19 protein-coding genes and 1 tRNA gene are annotated in these 14,246 nt (G+C 63.3%); 6 read left to right on the forward strand and 14 right to left on the reverse strand.

Annotation, left to right across the window (positions count from 1 at the left end):
* Positions 1-395: 395 nt before the first annotated feature.
* Positions 396-656 carry a hypothetical protein gene (locus J1N50_RS10860; protein WP_215353481.1) on the reverse strand — a complete coding sequence of 87 codons (261 nt, stop codon included), beginning with the start codon at positions 654-656 and terminating at the stop codon, positions 396-398.
* 169 nt (positions 657-825) lie between these two features.
* A complete protein-coding gene (locus tag J1N50_RS10865) occupies positions 826-1,581 on the reverse strand; it encodes a DUF1134 domain-containing protein (RefSeq protein ID WP_215353482.1) in 756 nt (251 codons plus the stop codon).
* A gap of 242 nt (positions 1,582-1,823) precedes the next feature.
* Between J1N50_RS10865 and J1N50_RS10870 the strand changes: the two genes are divergently transcribed.
* A tRNA-Ser gene (locus J1N50_RS10870) sits at positions 1,824-1,916 on the forward strand.
* A gap of 396 nt (positions 1,917-2,312) precedes the next feature.
* Positions 2,313-2,594 carry a hypothetical protein gene (locus J1N50_RS10875; RefSeq protein WP_215353483.1) on the forward strand — a complete coding sequence of 94 codons (282 nt, stop codon included), beginning with the start codon at positions 2,313-2,315 and terminating at the stop codon, positions 2,592-2,594.
* A gap of 6 nt (positions 2,595-2,600) precedes the next feature.
* Here J1N50_RS10875 and J1N50_RS18095 read toward each other — a convergent pair whose 3' ends face one another.
* The 9 genes from J1N50_RS18095 to J1N50_RS10915 form a co-directional block, all read right to left on the reverse strand.
* Positions 2,601-2,747, reverse strand: a complete 147-nt coding sequence (locus J1N50_RS18095; RefSeq protein ID WP_425516937.1) for a hypothetical protein — start codon at positions 2,745-2,747, stop codon at positions 2,601-2,603.
* A complete protein-coding gene (locus J1N50_RS10880) occupies positions 2,692-3,381 on the reverse strand; it encodes a hypothetical protein (protein WP_246553381.1) in 690 nt (229 codons plus the stop codon). Before J1N50_RS10880 ends, J1N50_RS18095 begins: the two co-directional genes overlap by 56 nt.
* A gap of 2 nt (positions 3,382-3,383) precedes the next feature.
* Positions 3,384-4,208: a hypothetical protein gene (locus J1N50_RS10885; protein WP_215353484.1), complete on the reverse strand. Its 825-nt coding sequence runs from the start codon at positions 4,206-4,208 to the stop codon at positions 3,384-3,386.
* Positions 4,205-4,495: a hypothetical protein gene (locus tag J1N50_RS10890; RefSeq protein WP_215353485.1), complete on the reverse strand. Its 291-nt coding sequence runs from the start codon at positions 4,493-4,495 to the stop codon at positions 4,205-4,207. Before J1N50_RS10890 ends, J1N50_RS10885 begins: the two co-directional genes overlap by 4 nt.
* Positions 4,492-4,695: a hypothetical protein gene (locus J1N50_RS10895; RefSeq protein WP_215353486.1), complete on the reverse strand. Its 204-nt coding sequence runs from the start codon at positions 4,693-4,695 to the stop codon at positions 4,492-4,494. The genes J1N50_RS10890 and J1N50_RS10895 overlap by 4 nt, the downstream gene beginning before the upstream one ends.
* A gap of 187 nt (positions 4,696-4,882) precedes the next feature.
* The gene (locus J1N50_RS10900) at positions 4,883-5,071 is read right to left on the reverse strand and encodes a helix-turn-helix domain-containing protein (protein WP_215353487.1); all 189 of its coding nucleotides are present in this window, start codon (positions 5,069-5,071) and stop codon (positions 4,883-4,885) included.
* A gap of 93 nt (positions 5,072-5,164) precedes the next feature.
* A complete protein-coding gene (locus J1N50_RS10905) occupies positions 5,165-5,899 on the reverse strand; it encodes a hypothetical protein (protein ID WP_215353488.1) in 735 nt (244 codons plus the stop codon).
* A complete protein-coding gene (locus J1N50_RS10910) occupies positions 5,896-6,135 on the reverse strand; it encodes a hypothetical protein (RefSeq protein WP_215353489.1) in 240 nt (79 codons plus the stop codon). The genes J1N50_RS10905 and J1N50_RS10910 overlap by 4 nt, the downstream gene beginning before the upstream one ends.
* A complete protein-coding gene (locus tag J1N50_RS10915; RefSeq protein WP_215353490.1) occupies positions 6,132-7,376 on the reverse strand; it encodes a tyrosine-type recombinase/integrase in 1,245 nt (414 codons plus the stop codon). The genes J1N50_RS10910 and J1N50_RS10915 overlap by 4 nt, the downstream gene beginning before the upstream one ends.
* A gap of 344 nt (positions 7,377-7,720) precedes the next feature.
* Here J1N50_RS10915 and J1N50_RS10920 point away from each other — a divergent pair, with 344 nt between their 5' ends.
* The 4 genes from J1N50_RS10920 to J1N50_RS10935 are packed head-to-tail and all read left to right on the forward strand — an operon-like array spanning position 7,721 to position 10,705.
* Positions 7,721-8,362 (forward strand): PepSY-associated TM helix domain-containing protein, encoded by a 642-nt coding sequence (locus J1N50_RS10920; protein ID WP_215353491.1) that lies wholly within the window; start codon positions 7,721-7,723, stop codon positions 8,360-8,362.
* 11 nt (positions 8,363-8,373) lie between these two features.
* Positions 8,374-8,901, forward strand: a complete 528-nt coding sequence (locus J1N50_RS10925; protein ID WP_215353492.1) for a DUF2271 domain-containing protein — start codon at positions 8,374-8,376, stop codon at positions 8,899-8,901.
* A 20-nt stretch (positions 8,902-8,921) separates the two neighbouring features.
* Positions 8,922-9,749: a DUF4198 domain-containing protein gene (locus tag J1N50_RS10930; RefSeq protein WP_215353493.1), complete on the forward strand. Its 828-nt coding sequence runs from the start codon at positions 8,922-8,924 to the stop codon at positions 9,747-9,749.
* A 26-nt stretch (positions 9,750-9,775) separates the two neighbouring features.
* Complete coding sequence (locus tag J1N50_RS10935; RefSeq protein WP_246553382.1) at positions 9,776-10,705, forward strand: FAD:protein FMN transferase; 930 nt, start codon at positions 9,776-9,778, stop codon at positions 10,703-10,705.
* On the opposite strand, the gene J1N50_RS10940 is transcribed toward J1N50_RS10935, so the two are convergent.
* The 3 genes from J1N50_RS10940 to J1N50_RS10950 form a co-directional block, all read right to left on the reverse strand.
* Positions 10,702-11,385, reverse strand: a complete 684-nt coding sequence (locus J1N50_RS10940) for a Fe2+-dependent dioxygenase (RefSeq protein ID WP_215353494.1) — start codon at positions 11,383-11,385, stop codon at positions 10,702-10,704. The two genes, J1N50_RS10935 and J1N50_RS10940, sit on opposite strands and share 4 nt — an antisense overlap.
* Positions 11,386-11,446: 61 nt before the next feature.
* On the reverse strand, positions 11,447-13,837 hold the full coding sequence (locus tag J1N50_RS10945; protein WP_343227865.1) for a TonB-dependent receptor: 2,391 nt from the start codon (positions 13,835-13,837) through the stop codon (positions 11,447-11,449).
* A 132-nt stretch (positions 13,838-13,969) separates the two neighbouring features.
* Positions 13,970-14,246 (reverse strand): energy transducer TonB (locus J1N50_RS10950; protein WP_215353495.1); only part of this gene is annotated, 277 nt, incomplete at its 5' end.

A 14,246-nucleotide genomic window follows, 5' to 3' on the forward strand; every position in this document is an offset into this window, starting at 1 on the left:
AGGTCGCGGCGGCGCTGTTCGTCATCGACTTGCCCGACCTCGGCGGCTCGCAGCGGCTGGAGGCCGCCGGACTGGCATGCGAGACGCTGATCGCTTTCGACGGGGATTAAGGGGCGGTGTGGGCTTCGGGGTTGAGCGCCGTCATGCCCGCCTTGGTCGCCGCGGCATAGTTGCAAAGTTCAGGAAAGTTCAGCCTTGTGCGTCCTGCGTTTTGGGCCGGGAGGGGTGCCGAACGCTCCCCGCACGCCGTGCTGCGACCGCAAGCCAGGCCGCCTTTGTCCGCCGGATGTAAGCTGGCATAGCGGTATAATGTAGGAAAGGCCTATTTGTAGGCGTGTCTGTTTTTGGGGTGGTGAGCTCTCGGTCAGATTTCAGGCCGAGGGGAGCATGGCGGACTAAGGGCGAACCTCATCGCCTGCGGCATACCGTGGCAGATCGGCAGCGGCTTCTCGAAACGCCGAGGTAATTTCGGTGACGCTAAAGCTGCGATCCCACAGCTCCGTGGCCAAGGTGTTGATTGCTTGAGCGAGAACGGGATTGTCCGGCCACGGGTTTGTCTTGTGAAGCTCGTTCATCGCGAGCGAATAGCGGTAGGACGCTTCATACAGCGCCGTCTGCCAATCATCGCGTTTGGCCTGCTGGTACTCGTTATTCATCAGGCTATGATGCCACCAACTCGCTACGTCCACAATTAGGAAGCCTATTCCTCGGCTTAAACGGCAAAAAAGCGGCTGAAACCCGCCGCTCGGCATCTTCTTGGCCAAAAAGGAAATGCCCGCGCCGAAGCGCGGGCCGTGTTCGCCCCTTTGGCGAGATCGCCGGGGCTTAGAACGGGATCCAGTTCTGCTTCTTGCGAATCTTCATATAGCCGGCGTTGACGCCCAGCCGCGCGCCGACGCCGACGCGGATCGGGATCAGCACCACGTCGCCGCGGCGCAGGTAGCTGGCGTTGAAGCCGCCGACCAGATAGGCGGCGCCTTCGCCCGCCGGATAGCGCTTGTAGAGATCCTCGGTGTCGAAGAGGTTGTACACGAGGACGAAGGTATTGCCCGCGTTGGCGCCCGCGTCGAAGCCGATCGACGGGCCGGTCCAATAGGCGGGCTTTTCCCCTTCGACCTTGTGGTGGAGCGTGCCCGAACCATAGCGCAGCCCGATCCCGAGCGCGCCGCCGGCCTCGCGCCCGACGATATAGGCGTTGGGCTGGCCCTGCTTCTTGAGGATGTCCTCGATCAGCCCGGCGAGGCCCTGCGCGCCCTTGCCGAACACGCCCTCGGCCGCGCCGATCAGATCGTCTTCCTTGTAGGTCGTGCTCGAATCGGCGGTCGTGACGGTTGCCGGGGGCGTTGCCGCGCCCGTGTCGGGGGTCGCGTCATATTGCTGGCTGCCCGTCGCAAGGTCGCTGCTGTAGCTGTCGTTCGCGGGCGGCGTTGCCGGCGGAGGCGGCGAGGGAGTATCGAGATCGGCGTCGATCGCCGTGTTGGGGTCGACCGAAGTCATCTGTGCGGCCGCCGGCAGCGGCGACAGCGCAAGGCCGATCGCAGCGATGGCCGCGGCGGTGAAGGTGGCAAGGGCTCTACGCATAAATTCCCCCAAAATCGGTCGGCGCCCGCGGCGCGTTACAGCTTAACCATGACTCGGACAGTGAATCCTCGGCAATGAACCGGCGATGACCCGAGTCGATTTTGCGCCAGACCGAATCATTTTTGCTGCGAACGGCGCAATCGGAGATCAAAAAAGAGCAATGTTTGACGTTGCGGGTCGCGAAACGCATGGCTATAGCGACCCGCCTGAGGCCAGACTGCCGTTAGCGCGGCAGACCATGCGGAGACGTGGGTGAGTGGCTGAAACCAACGGTTTGCTAAACCGTCGTACTGGTAAATCCGGTACCGAGGGTTCGAATCCCTCCGTCTCCGCCACCGGCCATTGATTTGATTGTGTTTTTTGCCGTCAATCGGCCTTGTTCCCATAACCGCTCCCCAATAGCTTAGGCGCTAGGCGCATAGCCTCAATATGCCGCCGGATCGGGATTGCAGACCGGGCAGGCCAGATCAGGCGACTTTACCGGCTGGTGCGGGTGCAGTTCGATACACACCCTACGCGACAAATCGCGGCTGAAATTGGCCGAAAGCTGGGGCTGAGCGGCAATGGCAGCTTCTACGTCAAATGTGACTGGCACTGAAATGCACAAGTCAGATTCACGGAAGCGTGCATTCCATGATAATCAGCCCCGGACGAAGGGAGCTGACATGGGACTTAGGCAATGGTGGGCTAAACAGCGCGAAGCCGCTGCACTGAATAGAGAATCTTTCGCCTTGAACGACGACAAGGAATTGATTGCGCAGCAAGTCCCGGAGTTGATCGGGATGTCCGATGTTGAAGGCATGGCCTATACGCTGGAGCAAATCCGGCAATGGAATTTGACTTGCTCTCCGGAACAAGCCGCAACGCTCGCTAGCCGCCTTGCAGCATCAAACGAAGCGTTCAAGGCGGATGGTTTGGCAATGCCCTATTGGGGCAACCTTTGGGTATTGCGGACTCTCCAAGCAGAGCTTGGTTATGCCGTTCCGGCAGTCGCTCCACCTGTGAGCAGGTAATCGAGGCTACAACAGCCGCGCAAGCTCACGCATGTATCGAGCGGCTGCCATTGTGTCGGCAGAGCGCCCGCCATGTTTCCATGCGTTGCGGTTGCCCTCAGGTGCGCCGCTGCCCTTGCCGCCGTGCATCCGGCATCGCTTCGCCCCCTTGATCGCCGGGGATTGGCAGGCCGTTCCCTTGCGCGTCGTGGCCAAGCATCGCGGGGCTGCTGCCAGCCGCGCCGGTTCCGGCTGCATGGGGTTGTTCGGCGGATTCTTCATTCTGATGCCCCCCGGCATGGTGGTGGAATTGATCGGCAATGACGGCCTGCGCGCCTTCGTTCACATGCACGTGGCGCACGGTTTGCTCGCGCGGCTGGTGTAGCTTGGCCAATGCCTCCAAGGTTGCCCGGCAATTGCTCTGAGCCTTCAGCGCCAAGCGCCCGTACCGCTCGGCAGCGTTGATGTATTCGCCCATATTGATCGCCGCGCGCCGGGCCAGTTCCGTAAACATCGTGTCGAGCGTGACGGCTTGGGAAGCAAGCATTGCGCTGGCAATCGCCAGATCGCCGCCCTCTGCCTTCGCCGTCGCCTTTTGCACGTGGTCGAGGAAGTCCATGATGCCGGGCTTTTCGACGTCATCGCCCAGCACCTTCATGGCGAATGTTGAGGCAGTCGCCGCGTTGCGCAGTTGAGGCTGTAGCAGCTTGCGTGCCATCGCTCTCGCGCCGGTTTCCGTGGGTGCTTGCTCCACGGTCAGGACGTTTTCAGGTTTCATGCCATCATCGGCTTTCTTGCCCTTTGCCATAATCATCCCTTTGTCTTGCGCGCCTTCGCGCCGATGTTTTGAGAGGTTCCGCAACGCTTGCCGATTACGCGCCCGCCCGGCTCCAGCCGCTCCAGGTTGAATTGTGACGCGGCCTCATGGCTTGCCCCTTTCAGGACATAGGCAAGCGCCGCCTCCAGATTGATGGCGTGGAGAGCGGGATTGCCTGTCTCTAGCCCCAGCCGCCCGCCTATCGGTTTGCTGTGGATCACGCGCGCCCGATAAGGCTGTCCGGTGATCCGGCGAAGCCAGCCCCGTTGCAGCGCCGTAACAATGGGCACGAGATCGGCAGGTACATGGATGAGCAAGTGACAGTGCCCGCCCTTGTCATGGCCATTGCCGGGGACGTTTTCATGCGTCCAGAGCCACGCCGTGCGGCTGCCATGCCGGGCCAGCGCCTTTGTCAGCAGATCGGTAAAGCGGTAGGTGGCTTTCGCCATGCCAGCCAAGGGCACTCCAGCGGCCTGCCAGTGAATCGAGATCATTCGCGTAAACGGCAGCCTGATTTTTTCGGCATGGCGCTCAGCGGCCCTCAGATTGTCAATTTGAGCGGCTGTCAGTGCATGGCTTTCCCGGTCGGCACGGTTACGCGCGCCACCCCTGCCAGTGCGAGCGGAAAGGGCTGCCACACCAGAGGTAAGGTAATTAATCGCAAGCGCCGTGCCAGTTCTGGCAATCGGCGGATTTGCGGGCGATTGCGGCTGGTGCGGTGCAATTGAAACTCCACCGAAACCGCAATCCCGGTGGAGTTTCAAAGCGCCGCCATGCCGGGCGCAATCGTGCGGCTTGGGCATGGCGGCGCAGATCATGCGGCAATCCAGACAATGGCCAGCTTGCCGGTGCTATTCGGCCTGCGCTGCCCGCTGTCACGGATAATCCCCTTGCGTCTCAATTCGCTGGTGCGCGGCTGGATCGACCAGCGGTCCATATCGAGCCGCGCCGCCAGTTCATCGGCGGTAAGGCCATGCGCGCCAGCATTGCGGATTGCGCCCTCTGCCATGCGCTGGAGCCGCCCCAGTTTGGGCGCAAGGGCATCGGCAGCGGCAATCGAGGTTTCTACGTTCCGGTGCCCCGGTGCATCGGGATAGGTGCTCATGCCGCGCCTCCCTCTGCCATCGACGGCAAGCCCGCGCGGTCCAGCAACTTGCCCAGCCAATCGGCCTGCGCTTCGCTCATGGGCGTGGAATCGACGGCAAGCTGGCCAAGGAATTGCCCGGCCTTGCGGCTAAGCCGGTGATTGCCGTTAAGCAGGGCAAGTGCCGCTGCCCGGTGATCGGGAAAGGGCTTGTCAGTCATTGCCACGGCCCTCCCCAAAGCAGAGCCGCGCCATATCCCGCGCCATCCATGGCGAGAGGCAGAAACGGGAGGAAAGCTTTTGAGCCTGCCAATCCGATACTGTAGAGGGGGAATGCAAACAGCCGCCAAGTTGATTGCGCGAAGCCCCGGCCTGCCCGCCGGGGTTTTGCATATGTGCCGCCATTGCTCATGCCCCCGCCTGATAGGTCGGGAGGCTGGCCAAATAGGCTTCGAGATCGGCAAACGAGATCAACGTGCGCCGCCCGGCCTTGCGGGCGGTAATGTCCTGCCGCTTCAACGCTTCATAAATCGACGTGCGCGACAACCCCGACAGCTTCACTGCATCGGGGATAGTTACTGCAATGGGATTTGCCATTGTTCCGGTCCGGCAACGCCACGCACAGGCGGGGTTGCCCGGACGTTGCAGGACAGTCTTGGCGCGAAATGCCGGTTTGGCCCGATAGGACGGTTAAAACCTGTCCCTCAGATGCGGCAATTCCCAAATGTCATCCGCAAATTGCTTGGCAATTGCCTGTGCATCTTTGCATTGAGCAAAGTTCCACTGACCGGTTTCGCAGTTGGTAACGAGGTAGCCATGTGGGCAGGGCATCACTTGCCACCAATCCATTATGCGCTGCCCAATCATGGTGGTATTGGGATGGCCAAGGTTTCGGCACCATTGCTGAACAGATCGCCAAGGAACAGGGCCACCATCTTTGCCCTTCCGTCCATGCTTCGATAACCCGCTTGCGACGACCTTATATGCATCCGTCCGGCTCATACCCGTGAACCAGAGGACATGCACTACGCCGTTGGCCCATAGGCGCAATTCCGTTTCGGCAGTTGTCGTTACACTTGTTCCGCCAAAATTGACTGGCTTTGCCCACGGCGGCGCGCGGCCACGGTCGAGATCATTCAGAAATATCAGCAAGTCTTTGAGAGGCATATGTGCGTGGCCATCTCGAAAGGGGGGCAGTTCGTGAAGCGACGATAAAACCTGCGCCAGCATTGCCGCCGCCTTGTTCCGGCGAAGCAAGCTGTCCGTTTCTTGTTGATAGACGCTGTAACGCTCCTCCAGGGAATCATAGAGGCGGTTGATCCAGTCATTCGGATCAGGCCACCCAGGGTTAGTCCGCTTCCACCCCCGCGAGTTTGCGGGCTGAGCGCCGTACGAAATGCGAATCTGCATTCGTTTATGCTTCATTCCCGCCCCCGAAATGGAATGATTGTCGCGGTGCGGCTGGCATCCACCTCGGACAATAGGCGTCTGGAAATTGCGAACCTCAGGGTTGCATAAACCGCGCGCCGGGCAGCAGCGTAAGCCGCCGTTCCGTCATTCGCGGCCTCCAGCAAAATGCGAACGGTATCGTCCAGTTCGGCCAGCTCCAGCGGGCTGTAAGCGGCCAATTCGAGTTCCAGCGGGGAAAGCGCCTCGCTCATGCCGCCTCTCCCCGGATTGGCGAAACCTTGGCACCAGCCGCGCCGTTGCTGGCGCAATAGGTGGCCCAATCGCCCATGAGCCGCCGCCGTTTGTCGAATAGATCGCCGCGCCGGTAAGCCGCTTCGGACTTGTTGCCGATCACATGAGCCAGCGCCATTTCGCAAACCTCATGGGCGTAGCCGGTGCATTCGGCTGCCCAATCGCGGAAGCCAGAGCGGAAACCATGAACGGTGCAATCCAGCTTCATGCGGCGAAGCAGCATCGACATGGCCATTGTGGACAGCTTGCCGCCCTTGTCGGCTGGAAACAGGTTGTCTTTGCCCAGCGGTTTCACGGCCTCCAGAATTTCGACAGCGCGCGGCGACAGGGGAACGCGATGTTCCTTGCCCGCCTTCATGCGCGTGGCTGGCACGGTCCAGATTGCCTTGTCCAAATCGACTTCGGCCCAAGTTGCCCCAAGCACTTCGCTGGTGCGCGTGGCAGTGAGAATGACAAACTCCAGCGCTAGAGCCGCCATTGCCTCCCGCTCGCGCAGCTTCGCCATGAACGCCGGGATTGCCTCATACGGCATAGCCTTGTGATGACCGCGCGTGAGCCGGGAACGGGGTGGCAAGATTTGCGCGATATGGCCGCGCCAGCGAGCCGGGTTTTCGCCCTCTCTGTATCCGCGCGCCTTGGCGGCATCGAGCACGGTTTCAATCCGCCCCCGGATGCGGCTGGCAGTTTCGGGCTTGTCCTGCCAGATCGGCTCAAGGATTTTCAGCACATGAGCCGTGCCAATTTCGGCAACCGGCAATTCGCCCATGACAGGATAGACGTAGCTGGCCAGCGTGTTGCGCCATTGCTGCCGGTGCTTGTCATTGCGCCAGCTTGCCTCATTCGCGCCGATATAAGCCTCTGCCACGGCCTTGAACGTAATTCCGGCTATCGCTGCCGCCTGAGCCGCCGCAAGCGCGTCTGTGGCCTCTCGCTGGCGTTCCTCCAGAGGATCAATCCCAGCTTTCACCTTGAGCCGTAGGGCGTCGCGCGCCGTCCGGGCATCGGCAAGGGAAATGCCGCCTTGTCCAGCCGCGCCCAAGCCAATGTCGCGCGACTTGCCCTTGAGCATGAAGCGATAGACCCATGACCGCGCGCCGGTTTCCTTCACCAGCAAGTGCAGCCCGCCCCCGTCCGCATGGCGTCCGGGTTTCGCATTCTTGACCGCCAAGGGCGTAAGGGCGTTGCTAAGCTTGCGGGGCATGGCTGGCATCTCCGTTCCCAAATCCGTTCCCCGATAATACGCCGGTTTTATGGGAACGCAACCGGATAGAACGGGACGGGAACGGAGTTTGATAGCGCGGATTATCGCATATTTTCAGAGCCTGTTCTAATGATCGCGGATGCATCGGGACGGTAGTTAGGCGGACTCCGTCTCCGCCACCTTCCTTCAATCCCAGCGATCTCACCGACGGGCTCCCATCGCGGTTCTGGCGTTCGGCGCCGCGGGGTCGCTGCGCACAATGTCCTGTCGGGTCGACCTTTTTAATTGTAATTGCGAATCGTTCGCGATAATGGCGGGCATCGTTTCAGGTAGACCCGTTCAAGATGCACGCACCCCAGACCCAGCGACCGGCCGCCAAGAAGAGCCGCAAGACCTTCTGGCTGAAACAGTTGCACATGTGGCACTGGATGAGTTCGGCGATCAGCCTGATCGGGCTCGTGCTCTTCGCGGTCACCGGCTTCACGCTCAATCACGCCGCCGATATCGAGGGAACGCCGACGATCGTCGAGAAAAGGGCGCAGATGCCGTCCGCCGTGCTCGCCAAGCTTGGCGCCGATCCGGCGGGCGGCAAGGGCAGGCTCCCCGCACCCGTCGCCACATGGGTCGAGGACCATTTTCCGGTGAAGGCGTCGGGCGAGGCCGAATGGTCGGCGGACGAGGTCTATCTGCCCGCGCCGCGCCCCGGCGGCGACGCGTGGGTCGCGATCGACCGTGCGACCGGCGCGGTAACCAGCGAGGTCACCGACCGCGGCTGGATCTCGTACCTCAACGACCTCCACAAGGGCCGCAATTCGGGCGGCGAGTGGAGCCTGTTCATCGATATCTTCGCTTTCGCCTGCCTGGTCTTCGCGATCACGGGCCTGTTCCTGCTGTGGCTGCATTCGGCGAAGCGCAAGAGCACCTGGCCGCTCGTCGGCGCAGGGCTCGTCCTGCCCGCGGCCATCGCCATCATCTTCATCCACTAGGGAGAATCTTCATGCAATCGCCATCGCGAACGATCCTGATCGGCGGAACGCTGGGCGCGGCGCTAACCGCACCCGTCATGGCGGCCGCCGCCCCGGCGACGATGGATGTCACGATTACCATCCCGCAACTGAAGGTCGCCGAATATCACCGGCCTTATGTCGCGATCTGGGTCGAGAAGGCGGGGGCGCCCGCAAAGACGGTCGCGGTCTGGTACGACTATGACATGAAGGGCAACGAGGGCACCAAATGGCTGCGCGACGTGCGGCAATGGTGGCGCGCCTCGGGCCGCACGATGACCTTCCCCGCAAACGGCATCACCGGCGCGACGCGCGCGCCGGGCGCCCATAAAATCTCGTTCAGCCGCGCCCAGCTCGGCGCGACCGCGGCGGGCGACTATACGCTCGTGATCGAGGCTGCCCGCGAAGTCGGCGGCCGCGAACTGCTGCGCATTCCCTTCACCTGGCCCGCGAAGGCCGGTGCGGGCGGGCGCGCAGCGGGCAAGACCGAACTCGGCGCCGTCACGGTTGCCTTCCGCTGAATTTTCGAAAGGGCAGGGACATGAGAAAGCAGATCCTGGGTTTGGTCGCGACGGTCGCGATCGCGGCGATGGCGGCGGTTCCCGCGAGCGCCCATCGCCAGTGGATGATGCCGTCGTCGACGGTGCTATCGGGCGACGATGTATGGGTGACGGTCGATGCGGCGGTGTCGAACGATCTCTTTTATTTCGAGCACCAGCCGCTTCGGCTCGACGCGATGAAGGCGTGGGCGCCCGACGGGACCGAGGTGGCGATCGAGAACAAGGCAACGGGCCGCTATCGCAGCACCTTCGACGTCCATCTGACGCAGAAAGGCACCTATCGCATCGCGTCGGTCGCCGACATGCTGATGGGCAGCTATGACCTCAATGGCAAGACCGAGCGCCTGCCGCGCGGGACGACCGCCGCGAACCTCGCCGAGCGCATCCCCGCGGGCGCGACCAACGTGAAGACCGCCGAGGCGAACAACCGCAACGAGATTTTCGTGACGGTGGGCGAGCCGACGACGACGCTGTTCAAGCCGGTCGGCAAGGGGATCGAGCTCGTTCCGGTGACGCACCCGAACGACCTGATCGCGGGCGAGGCGGCGACCTTCCAGTTCCTGCTCGACGGCAAGCCCGCGGCCGATCTGCCGGTGACGGTAATCCCAGGCGGCATCCGCTATCGCGACCAGCTCGGCGACCAGCATCTGAAGACCGATGCCGACGGCAAGGTCGAGATCAACTGGGCCGAACCCGGCATGTACTGGCTCAACGTGACGACGCCGCAAGCGGGCGGCGACGAAGGCGCGCCGCCGCCGATCGCGCGCCGGGCAAGCTATGCGACGACGCTGGAAGTCCTGGCGCCCTGACCGACCGCATCCTGATCCCGCGCGCGTTGACGCCGGCCGCTTTTGCGGCGCGCGACGCGTGCGCGGCGATCGCATCCTTCGCCGGCGAGACCATGGGGACAAGCTGGTCGCTGCACGCGGTCTCGCCGCCGGCAGGAACGATGGCTGGCGTGCAGGCGGCGTTCGACCTTGTCGTCGCGCAGATGAGCCAGTGGGAGCCGGAATCGGACCTGTCGCGCTTCAACCGCGCGCCGGCGGACGAATGGATCCGTGTGCCCGGCGAACTCGCGCATGTCGTCTCGGCGGCGCTCGAAATTGCGGCGGCGAGCGGCGGGGCGTTCGATCCGTGCCTGGGCGGCCTGACCGAGCGCTGGGGCTTCGGCAGCGCGGGGCCGGTGAACGCGGTGCCCGCCGATGGCGAGGGAGCGGTCCGCAGCATCGAATGGGACGCCGACGCGTCGCGACTGCGCCGCGGCGAAGGGGCGTTCCTCGACCTTTCGGGCATCGCCAAGGGCTATGGCGTCGATCTGGCGGCCGAGTGGCTGCTCGGTAGCGGCGTGCGGCATTTCCTGCTGGAAGTCGGCGGCGAGCTCAGGGGTGAGGGAATTCGGCCCGACGGTCAGCCCTGGTGGGTCGACACCGAAACGCCCCCGACGTCGTCGGCGCAGCCCTGGCGCATCGCGCTGCACGATCTGTCGGTCGCGACATCGGGAAGTTACCGGCGCGGCTTTACGGTCGGCGACCGGCACTATTCGCACAGCTTCGACCCGCGCTCGGGCCGGCCGATCGTCAACGGCGTGTCGTCGGTGACCGTGCTCCATCGCAGCTGCATGATGGCCGATGGGTGGGCGACCGCGCTGACGGTGCTGGGGCCGGAACAGGGGGTCGCGTTGGCGGACGCGCGCGGGCTTGCGGCGGCGATACTCGTCGGCGACCGCGAATTGACGTCGCGCGCCTGGCGCGACATGCTGGTTTAGCTATCGGCCCAGCGTCGCAGCAGATTGTGATAGACGCCGGTCAGGCGCACGACGGTCGCGTCGCCCTGGCCCAGCGCCATCGCCGCGCCCTGTACCCCCATGTCGAGATCGAACAGCAGGTCGCGCTGGCCCTGATCGCGCACCATCGACTGGATCCACATGAAGCTGGCGACGCGCGCACCGGTGGTCACGGGTTCGACGCGGTGGACGGTGCTCGACGGGTAAAGGACCATATGCCCGGCGGGCAACTTGAGCCCGGGGGGCGCGGTCATGCCTTCGATGACGAGGCCCCCGCCTTCGTAACTGCCGGGATCGGCAAGAAACAGCGTCGCCGAGAGGTCGGCGCGCATCCGGAAATCGCTGCCGCGCCGCATCCGGATGGCATTGTCGATATGATCGCCGAACGTCTCGCCGCCAGCGTAGCGGTTGAAATAGGGCGGGTAGATTTTGAGCGGAAGCGCCGCAGCGATGAACATCGGCGTCCGGCCGAGCGCATCGAGGACCAGCCGCCCTGCCTCGACAGCGGGCTCGCCGAATTCGGGGAGCTGCTGGTTGCGTTTGGCGAGCGCCGCCTGCGGGCCGGAGGTTTCATTGCCGTCGATCCAGTCGGCGGCGTCGAGGATGGCGCGGAGCCGGGCGACACCGTCGGCGTCGAGTACGTCGGGAATGATGCGGATCATGGCGCCGCTTCTAGGCAGAAAAGGGCGGGAACAGCAATGCGCCGTGCCCGCCCTTTTGCGATCAGAAATTGTAGAAGAGGCTGAACACCGCCGAGCGTGCATCGCCGGGGGTGGCCCAGCCGCCGGTGACGGCGCCGGTCGTCGCGTTCACATTGTTGCGGACGCCGGTGTAATAATCCTCGTTGGTCAGGTTGGTCACATTGAGCTGCGCGACCAGGCCATTGTCGAAGTCATACGACACAAACGCCCGATGGATGAGATAGTCGTCGACCAGGAATTGCGTACGCTGGAGCAGGTTGCGCTGGTTGGTCGCAAACCGGCCCTGGTAGGTCAGGCCGTAACCGATCTGGAGGCCGAACGGGAAAGCGTAGGTGGTGAACAGGCTGCCCGAATGTTTCGGGGTCTGGATCAGGCGATCGCCGGCCTGCGGGTCGGGGATCGCAACGCTGTTGCCACAGCCCGTCGCGCCGGGCGAGGCGAGACAGAAGTCGGAGACGCTCTGCTTCACCTTGCTGTCGAGGTAGGTATAGTTGGCAAAGATCGCCCATTCGGGAGTGAGATTGCCGGTCACGCCAAGCGCAATGCCGTCGACGCGCGATTTGCCGTCAAGAACCTGAAGCGAGTTCGGCAGCGACGGGTCGTTCGAAGGCGTGCGGAAATTGGTGCGTTCGTTGCGGAACAGCGCGGCGGTCAGCAGAAGCTTTTTGTTCGCCAGTTCGGCTTTGGCACCGATTTCAAAGGTGCGCGCCTTTTCCGGGGCGACAGCGCAGGGATCGGCGGCGCCCGTTGCGGGGATCACACCGCAGCCGAGGCGCACTGTAGCCGAGGACGGCGTCCGGGCGTTGCCATAGGCGCCATAGAAGCTGACGTTCTCGATCGGGTGGAACACGGCGCCGAAGCGATAGGAGAAGAGATTTTCGTCGCTGATCTGCGGTTGGCGCTGCGCCGGCGTCAGCGCGGTCGTGCCCGGCGGGACGACGAGCAGCGGAATGTTGCGAAACTCGGCGCGATTGCTCTCATAGCGCAGGCCGGCATTGAGTTCGAACAGGGTGCCGAGTTCGAGCGTATCGAAGGCGTAGATCGCCTTGTTGTTGCTGTGCCCCTTCGACCGGGCCGTCACGGTAAAATTGATCGGGCCGGTGTATGTGGTGTCGGGATCGAAGAGATCGATCGGCGGCAGCGTCACCGCTGACCCATTGGGGTTTCGCGCCAGCGACGCGGTCGTGATTTTATAGTCTTCGCGTGAGATGGAGGCGCCGATTACCAGCGTGTTACGCGTACCCCCGGCTTCTCCGGTCACGACGGTGAGGTCGGTCTGGTTGTGGAGCAGGTCGTTGACCTGATCGCGGACGAGGCCGCGCGGACCGCTGGGATAATAGGTGCCGGGGGTGTTCTGACCTGCGGGGCAAGCGATACCGACGGTCGGCGTCGGGCCCGAGCCCACGGGTTGCAGGCCATTCGCGAGACAGAAGACGCCCTGCGGTGCGCTGGTCTGGCTATATTGGTGGACACGCTGCCAGCGGGTGAGGTTACGGATCGACACATTCTCGCTGAACGCATGGCGGAAGGTCGTGGTCAGGCGATTCACTTTCGTCTTCTGCTCGTCGAGATTGACGATGCCGAAATAGTCGCTGTCGTCGACGCCCGGCAGCGGGCCGTCATTCACGCTGCTGAGGAAGAAGGGCACGCCATAGATCGGCGTGTTGTCGTCGTCCTGGTGGATATAGGCGAGCGTCAGGCTGGTGTCGCTGTCGACGCCGATCGTGATCGACGGCGCGACCCCCCAGCGCTGATAGGATTCGACGTCGCGGCCCGGAACGTCATTCTCGTGATACATCGCGTTGAGGCGCACGGCGATCAGGTCGTTCAGGCGCCAATTGCTGTCGACCGACGCGCGGTAGTAATTGTCGGTGCCGACCGCGGCCTGCAAGGTCGTCGCGTTGCGCGAGAAGGGGATCTTGCTGACGAGATTGACCGTTCCGCCAACGCTTCCCGATCCGTTGAAGACCGAGTTGGCGCCGTTGTACACTTCGATCTGCTGCAGGTTGAAGGGGTCGGTACGGCTGTACTGGGCGCTGTCGCGGACACCGTCGACGGTCAGGTCGTTGTTCGCCGAATAGCCGCGCAGGTTGATCGAGTCGCCATAGCCGCCGCCGCCTTCGCCGGCGCCGAAGGTTATGCCGGGGATCGTTGCGAGAGCATCGCGCAGAGTGAGCAGATTCTGCTGGCGCAGCACCTCCTGCGTCACGACGGTGATCGTCTGCGGCGTATCGACGAGCGGCGCCGTCGACTTGGGCGATTCGACTTCGGTCGCGAGCCTGCCGGTGACGACGATGTCGGTGCGGCCGCCGGGTGCGTCCTGCGCGGCATCGGCCTCGCTAGCGAGCGCGGGTGCACTGATGAGGCTGCCCACGCAGGAGAGAGCGAGGAACGAGGCGGACGAAGTTTTCACGGATAACCCCCTTGTTTTGGTTTGGTCGTCCACGCCGCTATTGAGAGTCGTTCGCAATGTCAATCGCTATTGATAATAGTTCGCGATACTGTCGCAAATTGTGGTCTCGCCTGATGGCATAGCGAAAGCACGTCAGTTCCGTCGCTCGAGCCACCAGCTTTGCCGCCAGCCATAGGAGCTACGGATCGCTTCGCCCGCCGCGTTGGTTGCAGGCTTGAAACGAAAGCGCTCTTCGATAAGGCGGCAGGTCGTCGCATCGAGCGACGCATCGCCGCTCGATCGGCTGACGCGGCATCCCGTCACCCGTCCGGTCGCTTCTATGGTGAAGCGAACCTCGACCTCGCCGCCGACCCTGGCGCGGCTGGCTTCGCGCGGATAGTCGCTGTCGCGGATCGTGCCGCTGCGCCAG

Source organism: Sphingopyxis soli (assembly GCF_018682675.1).
Lineage (GTDB): Bacteria > Pseudomonadota > Alphaproteobacteria > Sphingomonadales > Sphingomonadaceae > Sphingopyxis > Sphingopyxis soli.

Coding starts and splice junctions, on each gene's coding strand:
- J1N50_RS10860 (WP_215353481.1), bottom strand. CDS start 656: ATGAATAACGAGTACCAGCAGGCCAAACGCGATGATTGGCAGACGGCG.
- J1N50_RS10865 (WP_215353482.1), bottom strand. CDS start 1,581: ATGCGTAGAGCCCTTGCCACCTTCACCGCCGCGGCCATCGCTGCGATC.
- J1N50_RS10880 (WP_246553381.1), bottom strand. CDS start 3,381: ATGGCAAAGGGCAAGAAAGCCGATGATGGCATGAAACCTGAAAACGTC.
- J1N50_RS10885 (WP_215353484.1), bottom strand. CDS start 4,208: ATGATCTGCGCCGCCATGCCCAAGCCGCACGATTGCGCCCGGCATGGC.
- J1N50_RS10890 (WP_215353485.1), bottom strand. CDS start 4,495: ATGAGCACCTATCCCGATGCACCGGGGCACCGGAACGTAGAAACCTCG.
- J1N50_RS10895 (WP_215353486.1), bottom strand. CDS start 4,695: ATGACTGACAAGCCCTTTCCCGATCACCGGGCAGCGGCACTTGCCCTG.
- J1N50_RS10900 (WP_215353487.1), bottom strand. CDS start 5,071: ATGGCAAATCCCATTGCAGTAACTATCCCCGATGCAGTGAAGCTGTCG.
- J1N50_RS10905 (WP_215353488.1), bottom strand. CDS start 5,899: ATGAAGCATAAACGAATGCAGATTCGCATTTCGTACGGCGCTCAGCCC.
- J1N50_RS10910 (WP_215353489.1), bottom strand. CDS start 6,135: ATGAGCGAGGCGCTTTCCCCGCTGGAACTCGAATTGGCCGCTTACAGC.
- J1N50_RS10915 (WP_215353490.1), bottom strand. CDS start 7,376: ATGCCCCGCAAGCTTAGCAACGCCCTTACGCCCTTGGCGGTCAAGAAT.
- J1N50_RS10920 (WP_215353491.1), top strand. CDS start 7,721: ATGCACGCACCCCAGACCCAGCGACCGGCCGCCAAGAAGAGCCGCAAG.
- J1N50_RS10925 (WP_215353492.1), top strand. CDS start 8,374: ATGCAATCGCCATCGCGAACGATCCTGATCGGCGGAACGCTGGGCGCG.
- J1N50_RS10930 (WP_215353493.1), top strand. CDS start 8,922: ATGAGAAAGCAGATCCTGGGTTTGGTCGCGACGGTCGCGATCGCGGCG.
- J1N50_RS10940 (WP_215353494.1), bottom strand. CDS start 11,385: ATGATCCGCATCATTCCCGACGTACTCGACGCCGACGGTGTCGCCCGG.